The following is a 10,555-nucleotide window of genomic DNA, read 5'->3' as shown; positions in this document are numbered from 1 at the left end:
CCCGTTCCTACCGCCACGCCCGAGCCGATGCCTTCGAAATTTGGACTGAGTATGCACACGAGTTGATCGCTTGAAATCAAAATGCAGCTCCGTTCTGGCGTGCCATCAATAATAACCTGACACTGCCCGCGTGCTTGTCGCCGTTGTCTCCGCAGGCGTCATGCCGATGGCCGGCGCCATCGGTGCCAGCCTTGTGCCTTCTGAACGCCAAGGGCAGGCCCTAGGCATTATCCTATCTGGTCTCACGATCGCCTTCATTGTCGGCGTCCCGCTCGGCACCGTGGTCGGCAGTGCGTTCGGATGGCGCGCGACCTTCGTGTTTGCCGCCATTGTCGCTCTGGCGGTGATCCCAGCGATCGCGTTCCTCGTGCCCTCCAGCGCCGCCGACGCGGAGCCGCCGAAATCCGATTGGTCTGTCGTGAAAAAGCCAGTGGTACTTCTCGGACTGTTCCTGATCGGGACTTCCTTCATCGCCGCCTACCCGATCATCGCCTATCTCGGCCCAATTATCACAGCCTCCACCGGTCTTGACGGCGCGGGTATTGGTGCGATGCAGTCAGCGATCGGTTTCGGGTCCATCGGTGGTCTGATTGTCGGCAGTATTCTCGCGGATCGACGTGGGTTCATCCCCAACATGAGGATTATGTATCTGCTCTTCGCGCTCGTTCTTGGAAGCTGGAGCTTTGTCTTCCTTACAGGCACACCGGGCGCATGGTTCAACATCGCGATGGTCGCTGTCGTGATCTTCCTGACCTCTGGCACGCTCATTGCCCCCTCCCCGGCCATCGAAAAGGCTCTCGTGCAGGCTGACCCGAAGCAAAGCGCGCTGACGCTGGCCCTCAACACATCCGTTATCTACCTCGGGCAAGGGATTGGAGCCGGGATTGGCGGCTTGGTTATTGGATCGGTTGGATTTGCGGCTCTTGGCTATGTAGGAAGCGGAATAGCGTTCATGGCGTTCATGGCGGCAGTGCTGGTCAAAACCCGATAGGCGGACGTTCATCTGCCGGGGTCAGAGGTCGGCTTTGTCCCGAAGAGTAGACCTGCGCCGACCTTGCAGGCAGTGGCTTGATGAACCCTTCGGCGATGCTTCAAGATCGTCATTCGTGATAGTGGTGAGCCTAAGTCCGATTGATACTGCGAAGGGGCCGCTCTTTATCGAGGCGGCTGTGGTCCCAAGAAATCGTGGACCGCTCCCTTCCCCCAGTTCTTGCGACACCAATTGCCGGTCACTTTGCATTCCTGAGATCGTAGTCCGTTAGGGTGCGTTCTCGAGGAAGTCGCCCGCGTACCCGCAACCCTATCTAATGGTTAACTGCCTCAAAGAGCATCAAGTGACAGCCGCCGCAATTACCACCTTGCCCACAAAGCAACACCCTTTCGGACCTCACGACCCGCTGGCTCGCTTGGGTCAAACACCGAGCTCGCAGATGTCAGGTATTGTGCGTGGTGATTGTGATTGGCATGATGATGACGGGGTCCTGTTTGTCGGGCACTACGGGTTGCGGACAAATCTTGAATGCATTCAAGAAAGTTCATTGAATAGCAGATTGCGATGCATGCCGGACCCTAATCATAGCCTGAAATCACATAGTAATGCATTCCCTTCACAAACCGCCCAAAATCGATATAGTATCAATCAGAATCGACATATAAGTCGATCGAGTCGCATGGCGGGCACGGTGATGAGCGGTAATCTTGAGCAATTTCTGACGGAGCTTTCCCGTGGCCTCGACAAGACCATGGTGTCAGTCAACAAGGAAATGACGCTCCGGACACGCATCCAGAGAACCTGGTCAATGCGGCAGTGTGCGCGCTTTCTCAATGTCAGTGTGATTTATCTTCAGAAGTTCGCCAAACAAAGCGGCGACTTCCCTGCAGGAGAGTATGTCGGCCGCGAGCGGGTATTCACCATCGCGGAGCTGATGCATATGCGCGCGCTCCTGGCCGCGAATGCCAAACGACCGTATGACTATTTGGCCTGGCGGAAGCCGGATGACCCGTTGCCTGTGATCTCCTTTGCGAGCCAGAAAGGCGGCACAGCCAAGTCTCTCAGCGCTGCCCATTTCGCACAGTATCTCAGTCTGCACCACGGGATGCGCGTCGGTGTCATGGACGCGGACCCGCAAAGCACGGCCACGCTCTATTTTGTGGGTGGTGAGGGGTTGCCTGCGATGCCCACCGAAGACACCCCGTCCATGGTCGACTTTGCAGGCCTTTTTGCCAACGAAGACGCGCCGTACACTGATTACTCCGCTGAAGAACTGGATCAGTTTTTCTTGCAAACCCAGTGGCCCGGAATTCGCATTGTCCCGGCCCATGGAGAGACGTCAGAAGGCGAGATTCAGATTGCGCGACTGGTGAGTGAGCGTCCAAAGGGAAAAACCTTCTATCGCTACCTGCGGGACGCAGTCGAGCGGTGGCGCGACCACCACATTCCCTCGACAACGCCCAGCGAGTTAGTCGTTGACGGTCGGGTCGATCGTGCAAAGCTTCATAGCGCCCTAACCGAAACGCTTGACTGCATAATCATTGACTATCAGCCCGCTTTGACGCTGTTCCAGCTCAACAACGTGATCGCATCGACGTCCTTGGTTATCCCACAGACCATGAAAGGCTTCGACATCGCTACACTGTCGACATTTGTGAACGGGCTGCTGGGGATGCTGCAGCAAATACTCAAGAACGAGAGGATCGATATCGGTTCCAGCGCGAACATGCTCTTGCCGACCATTGTGCAGCGAACCAACAATCAGGATCTCAATCAGATTTCGAACCTTCTGGAGCATTGCCCTGCTGAGGTTCTGCCCGTGTTCTATTTGCGCTCGGACTCCATCTCCAACGCGTCGGATGTCTATCAATCTGCCTACGAGTATCAAGCCGATACGCCGGGCAAGCGGAAAGGGATCGACCGGTTTGTTGAAAACGCCGATGCGGTGAACGACGCCATTGTGAGCCGGATCTGGCCGGGGCTTGAGCGCGGCTACGCTGAGCAGTGGATGAACGACTTTTATCAAGACGACGAGGAGGACGCATAATGGCTCGAGGTCTGAAGAGGTCCCTCCTGAAAGATATTGGCAAGTCCGCTGTTGACGCTGACGAGGCACAGCCACCTGTTGATGATGGTACGTCGAATGCGACACCCAAAGCATTCAAGCGCGCCAGTGCAGGTGCAGGCAGCGCATGGAAGGCAGGAGCTTTAGCTGAAACACAAGCCGGCCTCGACGAGGCACGCGAAGCGATGGTGTCCGATGTCCTGAACGGAGACCAGGTGCTTGAAATCGATCCGAATATGATCCGGGATCCTGTTGGGACTGATCGCAGAAGTGATTGGATGAAGCAGGAGGGCTTCAGGGAGCTGGTTGAGAGCATCAAGGCCAACGGTCAAGACTTGCCAATTCTGGTGTGGCCTGAAGACCCAAACTGGCGTCCGGATGCGCTTGAGCCGAAGAATCTTGAACGCATTCAATTTTTGCTTTTGGCGGGCCGTAGGCGGTGCGAGGCAGCGCGGTTGCTCTGCCGCCCAGTACGGGCAGTGATTGCTTCGCAGGAGGGACGAGACGGTCCGGAAGCTACCTTCCAAATGCTTGTTCTGCGGTTTCGGGAAAACGAGAAGCGCGACGATCTGAGCGCCTTTGAGCGTCAGGTTTCCATTGGTCAGATGTATGAAGAGCTCCGATCATCTTCTGAGACCAAATTGACCGCCAAGGCTTTCGCTGAGCGGATAGGCGTCCATGAAAGCGTGGTGTCGCGCGCGCGTGCTGTTTTCAAGGCTAAAGACGAAATCTTGAATGCATTCAAGAATGTCTACGAGCTCAGTTTCAACGACTTCCAGAAGGTACTCGCGCATCTGTCAGACGATGGTGCGCAACCGGCTAAGAAACCACCCGCAGCGGCGCAGAAACTGAAAGTTGTTCGCAAAGTTGGCAGTCGGAACCTTTCGGTCGAAACGACCGATGGAAAGCTCTCAATCAAGACCACTGGATTGAAGATCAATAAAGCGCAGCTCGAAGGTCTCGGCGACCTCGTTGCAGACTACTTGAATAACAAAGGGGCCGACTAAGAGGCAGGCACTGCAACGACAGTGAAAGAGCCCCAGGAAAGGCAAGAAACAGGAGCGTACATGCGTTGAGATAACAGCAAAAGAAAAGCCCCCGAGCTGAGGGCCCGAGAGCTATCCGTAAAAGTTTGGTCGCTTCAAAGATAGGTCTCCGGCGAATCACTGTCAACAATGAACGCTCCTGAGCGAACGGGATTCTTTTGCCTGCTGTCGAGCAGAGGAGGCAAATTACACTATGACACATACAGGCTGGCGCAAGCCAACGCCGGGTCTTGTTCAAGCCGAGAGGTTTGCACAAGCCGGTGAACGGTTAGCTGTACCCAAATCCCAAGCCATCGTAGCAGTGAAGAAAGTTGCTGCCGCGATCGGACTCAAGTCACAAGATCTCTTGCTCCTGGATACGTTCGGAGCTGTCACGCAGCCTCAGGACTGGGAGCAGGGCCGTCGGCCCATTGTCTGGGCCTCCAACCACTTCCTGATGGAGCAGACAGGGTTCTCTCTCGCAACGCTGAGGCGTCACGTGCGGCGACTCTGTGAGGTCGGTGTGATCTCAATGAAGGACAGCCCCAATGGGAAACGCTGGGGGCGGCGGGACGAGGATGGTGTGATCGTTGAGGCTTACGGCTTCGACTTGAGCCCGCTCGCTGCCCGCGCTCAGGAATTTGAGGCGCTCTACGCGGAGCTTCAGTCCGAACGCGCCGAATGTGCGACGCTTCGCAACGCCATCACGATTGCGCGTCGGGTGATCCGCGCGAAGATCGAGAAAGCGCTCGAAACCGGCTTGCGGGGTCCATGGCGCGACCTGCAGGAGGACTATCGCGAGCTGCTGGATGCGCTTCCCACGCGCTCTGAGAGGGTAGGGCGGCTGGAGGTGTTCCTGGAACAGATCAAGACTCTCCTCACGTCCGTCGAGCAGGCCTTCGAGGCAGCCTTTGATTTGTCGAAGAATTCAGACGCGGAACAGGTTTCAGACACGATCGTAAGTGAAGCAACTTCTAGAAATATGACACCCTCGAGTACCGAAAATGAGACCCATATACTAACTACAAATGAACCTAATCCTGTAAAAAGTAATCGCTTTGAAACAAAGCCCGCGGCGAGCGTTGCGCCACAAATTGAAGCGACTGCGCCGGTTGAGACGGCGGAAGATGTCGATTTAGACATAAATTGGAGTACGCATGGCAAGTCGCGGGGATCTGATGTGGATATCCCCATGCTGATGGCCTCCTGCCCACATTTTGCAGAGATGGCGCGCGGCACCCAAGGATACCTGCGGGATTGGAACGATGTGCATCGTGCAGCAGCAAAGCTCAGACCGATCGTTGGGATTTCCGAGGATGCTTGGAACGTCGCGAACAGGGTACTTGGGCCAGCAGTCGCGGCGGCGTCAATCGCGCTGATCATCGACAAGTCCACCAACGGTGAGATCAAATCGCCCGGCGGATATCTTCGGGGTATGGTCGAGAAAGCCGGAGCAGGGGAACTGCATCTCGAGCGCAGCTTCTACGGTCGGCTCAGCGGACAGGCGGCGTGATCGAAAGCTTAAAGCCCCGCGGCCTTGGTCAGGTTCACCCGGAACCGGTCTCGACGACGCTGATAGCGGCGGGTCATCTCGGCCGAGGCGTGCCCGAGCTGCTTCTGGACGTATCGCTCGTCGACTTCGGCGGAGGACGCCAGGCCAGCGCGCAGAGAGTGGCCGGAGAACAGAGCGACGCGCTCTTTCTCGGACACGTCGGAGCGGATTCCGGACTTCAGCACGGTCTGCTTGATCAGTCGGGCCACGTGCTTGTCAGAAAGGCGGGTGTCAAGGGCACGTTTGCAGTCTCGCGACGTGCGTACAAACACCGGCCCGAAATCGATCTTGGCGAAGTGGAGCCATTGTTCGAGGGCATAAACGGGGCAGCTTTGTTCCGAGGACCCGCGGCCAATCTCGACCTCGCGCCAGCCAGTCTTCGCGTTGAGCGTGAGCACCGCGCCGTCTTTGAGTACCTCAATCCATCCGCCGCTGTCGGGGGTATCGTCCTTGCCGCGATCGAAGCTGACGATTTCCGAGCGCCTGAGACCGCCGGCATACCCAAGCAACAGTATCGCCCGGTCGCGCAGACCACGCAGATCGAAAGTCAGGGTCGCAACCATGGCCAGGATATCTTCCGGCAGGATCGCTTCCTTCTGCACAGGAGGACGCGCGTGCTTGCGCTTGATCCCGGCCAGCACAGCAGCGATGTGGCGATCCTTGCGATCCAGATTGAACCCGCGTTGTGCATAGTTCCAGGCCAGGCCAGACAATCTGCGATCAACTGTGCTCACGGAGAGGGCAGGGGACCCGTTTGATGGCGCAGCGAGGTCGGTCAGGTAAAGCCCGATCATCTCCGGGGATGGAGGAAGGGCATCTGTTCCCTTCAATCTGCACCAGCGCGCGAAGTGCTTCCAATCAGCCGCGTAAGCCTTGTTTGTGTTCTCGGCCGCTGAGGCTTTGGCGTAGTCGCGGGCGGTGTCGACCAGCCGGTCGAGCGTGCCCGAGCCAGCCACATGAGAGGGCAGGGCGATGGCATCGCGGTTCAGATGATCGCTCTCGTCGCGCCCGTTTTCATCCGACGGGCTCTGGTGCGCTGAGCTCGATTTCTCGGCTTCTGGACGCTGATTTTCGGATGGTTCTTCCATGCTCCAGAGGTTATCCCATATATGTCCGATAAGGCAAACTTATTGGACATAGAAAAGAGCGGTAAGCTGAGGCGCTTTATGCACTATGTGGTAGGCAAAAGCGCCGCGGTGAGATAGTGTTGTGGGATGACCTATGCCGCTGACAGCTTTGACACGCTACCGCGCTTGCCTGCCTGGGTCACCTCCGGCAGTGCGGAAACCCCTGAAGATGTGGCGTTTTTGTCAGGGGCGGCGCTCAACCATCTGCATCTTGTGGTGGCCCGCGCGGATGTGCCCCAGACCTTGCTGCGGGCACGGCTGGCGCTCCGCGCCGCGGAGGCCTGCATAACGTACCAGGGACGCCAGGAACGGTTTTCGGAATTGCGCGATGCGGTGGCGTTCCTGCAGCCCGGCGATAGTCCCGGACCGGCGGGCGAGATCTATCTCTCCTGGCGACGCGCGGTGGAGCGCCCGGTCTCGATAAGGGCCCTGCGCCGCGCATTGTCCGAAGTCGACGCGGACCAGATCGCAACATGGCTGGACGCGGGGCAGGGGGCACCGGTCTCGCGTGCCGCCTCCGTACTCCAAGCGGTTCTCGCGGATCGTCCGCGAGATCTCGGCACGGCCTTGATCCTGGCTGACGCTGCGTTGGCGCAGGCGCTCAGATGGCCGCAAATCCTCCCGCTCCTGGCGCTCGGTCTCAAGCGGGTCGATGTGCGGAAGCCGTGTGAAGAGCTGCGGTTGGCCTGTCATCGGACGATCTCAGCAGCAGCGACCTATGCGGTGCGTGAGGCTGCCGTTCTGACCCGTCGCGCGGCGCGTCTTCACGCCGTCGCACCGAAGCTCCGGGCGAAGGGGGCAGAGGAAGCGGTGGCGCTGTTCCTGACATGCGATGCGGTTGCCCCGACGGCGCTGACCTCGCTGCGCTCCGATCGCGCCGCACGCCGGTTATGTGATCGGCTGTTCGAGCTCGGCGCAGTGCGCGAGTTGACCGGACGCGACACCTTCCGGCTCTACGGGGTTTGATCGATGGCCAAGGATCACAATGAGCCCGATCTGGACAGAGAGCTAGAAGACTTGCCACCCGATCTGCGTTGGCGGGAATGGATGCGCCGGATCGAGGCCGTGCTATTCGCCTCGGCCTCGCCAGTGCCGCGCGAGGACCTCGCGCGGGTGGTGGGGCAGGGGGTCTCGGTCGATCTCCTGATCGACGATCTTATGGCCGATCTTGAAGGACGGTCCTTTGAAGTTGCGAAGGTGGCGGCTGGCTGGATGCTGCGTACGCGGCCGGCCTATGCGGTGGCGATCCGGACGGCCGCTGATGTGGGAGACCAGGATCTCCATCTACGTGAATACGATGTCGCCGTTTTGGCCGCCATCGCTTATCACCAGCCTATCACCCGGGATGGGCTCAAGGACATCTTCGGCAAGGAGATCAGCCGGGACCTGATCGGGCGGTTGCACGGACGCGGTCTCATCGGAACCGGTCCGAGGTCGCCGCGGCGGGGAGCGCCCTACACCTACGTGACGACCGAAAAGTTCCTCGTGGCGTTTGATCTTGTGTCGCTCCAAGACTTGCCAGACCGGGAGCAGTTGGAGGATGCAGGCCTAGGAGCGGCGTAGCGAGTGAGATTGACGGTTGTTTGGTGAGGCTGATAGTGGACAAATCGTGGGGGCTATAGTGGACATTTCGTGAGACTGCTAATAGTCAATCTGTGATATGACAGACATCGACGGATATTTGCCGCGTCACCTGACGTCGGAGTTGCGTGAGGCCCTTGCTTCCGCTCGTGTGGTCAATCTCGTTGGGCCAAGACAGGTCGGAAAAACGACGCTCGTTCGCGATCTGTTTGAAGAAGGCCGTTTCTTGACGTTGGATGATGCGGCGGTCCTGGCGGCTATGGACGCGGATCCCGAAGGTCAACTGTTGAGCCTCGCAGAGGATCAGAACACCTCACCGATCATCATCGACGAGGCACAAAGATCGCGTAAGCTCGCTCTCGCCATCAAGAAGATCGTCGACAACAATCGTCGGAAGGGCCAGTTCGTGCTGACGGGCTCCTCCAACGTTTTCACCACCGCTGAGGTCGCGGACTCCCTCGCCGGACGCATGCGTACACTGAAGCTCTGGCCGTTGTCGGTGGTCGAGATCAACCGCGCGCCTTTAAGTCGGTTGATCGATTGGGCGATGCAGGACGCGCCTTCCCTTGCGCAGATTGCGGAGCCCGCACCGCTTGGCCGCAGAGACTATATCGATCTCATACTTGCAGGTGGCTTTCCAGAAACCCGGATGCTTCCCCTGCGATCGCGGCAGCGCCAGTATCGCGACTATGTCGATGCGGTGGTCGATCGGGATGTGGCCGACATTATGCCAATCCGCAAGCCGGACGCGCTGCGCTTTCTGATCGACCAGATGGCCGCGCGTACGGCGCAGGAGATCAACACATCTGAACTTGCGAAACTCGCGAAGTTGAAGCGGGAGACAGTCGATCAGTACCTCGACATCCTCTTACGACTTTCGATGGTGACGAAGCTAAGCGCTTGGATGCCGGGCGAGGGCAAGCGTGACATCAAGCAGCCGAAGTTCCACTTTGTCGATACAGGTATTGCTACGGCTCTTCGCCGGCTGAACGACAAATCCTTTGAGATCGGTAACAGTCCAGAAGCCCTTGGTGGCCTATTGGAGAGTTTCGTCGCTGGCGAGTTGCTGCGTGCTTTGCCGATGCAAGACGACGACTATCGCCTCTATCACTGGCGCAGCGCGGATCGGCGGGAGATCGATGTATTGATCGACGGAGGGCACCGGCTGGTTGGTCTCGAAGTAAAATCATCGGCGACTGTTTCGGCAGATGATTTCAAGCACCTGAGATGGTTTGCGAAAGACGGGCCGGGAAGAGGGCGCAGGGTGAGTGGTATAGTGCTGTACCTAGGGCAAGAAAAGCTCACATTTGGAGATGGAAACTTCGCCCTCCCGCTCAGCACGCTTTGGACGCCAATAAAGCTGGGCTAATTGCTCCTGCCCATGAGGCCGTTTGTTCGGGCTTATACTCGTGTCGTGCGCAATGACCTTCATGCTCAAACATATGCCACGATCTGCTGGACGACCGGATGCATCCAGGCCGGGACATGCCGGCTTTGCTTTGCAAGCTGTGCACGATCCTTGGCATCCAGCGTGTGGGCGATCTTACCGATCACCTGATCGTCGACGCGGTCCTTGCCGAGATACCGAAGCGCCTGGAAAACAGTCCCTACCATTGTACCAGCACCGACCAATGTCTTCGAAGAGGCATTGCGGAACTGGATCACCTGCAGTCCGATCTTCTTCGTTCGGGTGGGCCCATCGGTCATGTAGATCGGATTGGACGGGACCTGGGTGGATAAACCCAACTGGTTTGCCGCCATGGCAGGGGAGGGCTGGAGAACCTGGTTATCCTTGCTGGCAACGGCGCGTGCGATGTCGTCAGCAGAAGGTGCCAAGGCACCGAAACGGGGGCTGAGCTTTGGGTAGTCGTAGAGCCCACGCGTCAGCCGCCGGATCACACCTTGGTTTGCAAGACGCGACAGTGCCTGATCCACGCTCGCGCGTGATCCGATATCGAAGAAGTCCGACGGCGCGAAGATGGCACCCCGGCCCTTTCGAACGATGCGTTGCTTGATTTTCGACATGATCATGGCTCAACTCCATGTCAGAAAATAAGATATGTTTTTCTGAAGATCAAGTTGGAGAGTCTTGGCAAAGACGGCGGAAAGTGTGAATTCGCCGCTCTGCAGCGGAGACACTCGGGAAGCTCCAAAGCGGACTTTGATCATCGAAGTCGTGGATACATCAAATAGCGGCTCGATCGGCGCAGATAT

The 10,555-nt window shown here is 58.1% G+C and carries 9 protein-coding genes; 7 read left to right on the top strand and 2 right to left on the bottom strand.

The window, feature by feature from the left end; translation table 11 throughout:
* Positions 1–130: 130 nt before the first annotated feature.
* From KIN_RS21530 to repC, 4 genes are all read left to right on the top strand, one after another.
* A complete protein-coding gene (locus tag KIN_RS21530; RefSeq protein ID WP_279285303.1) occupies positions 131–991 on the top strand; it encodes an MFS transporter in 861 nt (286 codons plus the stop codon).
* A gap of 694 nt (positions 992–1,685) precedes the next feature.
* Positions 1,686–3,038 carry a ParA family protein gene (locus tag KIN_RS21525; protein WP_174239153.1) on the top strand — a complete coding sequence of 451 codons (1,353 nt, stop codon included), beginning with the start codon at positions 1,686–1,688 and terminating at the stop codon, positions 3,036–3,038.
* Positions 3,038–4,063: a ParB/RepB/Spo0J family partition protein gene (locus KIN_RS21520; protein WP_159811059.1), complete on the top strand. Its 1,026-nt coding sequence runs from the start codon at positions 3,038–3,040 to the stop codon at positions 4,061–4,063. Before KIN_RS21525 ends, KIN_RS21520 begins: the two co-directional genes overlap by 1 nt.
* A 232-nt stretch (positions 4,064–4,295) precedes the next feature.
* Positions 4,296–5,594, top strand: a complete 1,299-nt coding sequence (repC, locus tag KIN_RS21515) for a plasmid replication protein RepC (RefSeq protein ID WP_159811057.1) — start codon at positions 4,296–4,298, stop codon at positions 5,592–5,594.
* 8 nt (positions 5,595–5,602) lie between these two features.
* Here the strand turns inward: repC and KIN_RS21510 are convergent, their stop codons facing one another.
* Entirely contained in the window at positions 5,603–6,721 is a 1,119-nt protein-coding gene (locus KIN_RS21510; protein ID WP_159811055.1) for a tyrosine-type recombinase/integrase, read from the bottom strand.
* Positions 6,722–6,847: 126 nt separating this feature from the next.
* Here KIN_RS21510 and KIN_RS21505 point away from each other — a divergent pair, with 126 nt between their 5' ends.
* The 3 genes from KIN_RS21505 (at position 6,848) to KIN_RS21495 (ending at position 9,710) form a co-directional block, all read left to right on the top strand.
* Positions 6,848–7,726, top strand: coding sequence for a DUF1403 family protein (locus KIN_RS21505; RefSeq protein ID WP_159811053.1), 879 nt, complete (start codon positions 6,848–6,850; stop codon positions 7,724–7,726).
* Positions 7,727–7,729: 3 nt separating this feature from the next.
* A complete protein-coding gene (gene scpB, locus KIN_RS21500; protein ID WP_159811051.1) occupies positions 7,730–8,323 on the top strand; it encodes an SMC-Scp complex subunit ScpB in 594 nt (197 codons plus the stop codon).
* A 97-nt stretch (positions 8,324–8,420) separates the two neighbouring features.
* Positions 8,421–9,710 (top strand): ATP-binding protein, encoded by a 1,290-nt coding sequence (locus KIN_RS21495; RefSeq protein WP_159811049.1) that lies wholly within the window; start codon positions 8,421–8,423, stop codon positions 9,708–9,710.
* A 65-nt stretch (positions 9,711–9,775) separates the two neighbouring features.
* On the opposite strand, the gene KIN_RS21490 is transcribed toward KIN_RS21495, so the two are convergent.
* The gene (locus tag KIN_RS21490; RefSeq protein WP_159811047.1) at positions 9,776–10,372 is read right to left on the bottom strand and encodes a DUF6088 family protein; all 597 of its coding nucleotides are present in this window, start codon (positions 10,370–10,372) and stop codon (positions 9,776–9,778) included.
* Positions 10,373–10,555 lie beyond the last annotated feature (183 nt).

The organism is Litoreibacter roseus (genome assembly GCF_009811795.1).
Lineage (GTDB): Bacteria > Pseudomonadota > Alphaproteobacteria > Rhodobacterales > Rhodobacteraceae > Litoreibacter > Litoreibacter roseus.
This window is presented reverse-complemented; position numbering and strand designations above follow the sequence as displayed.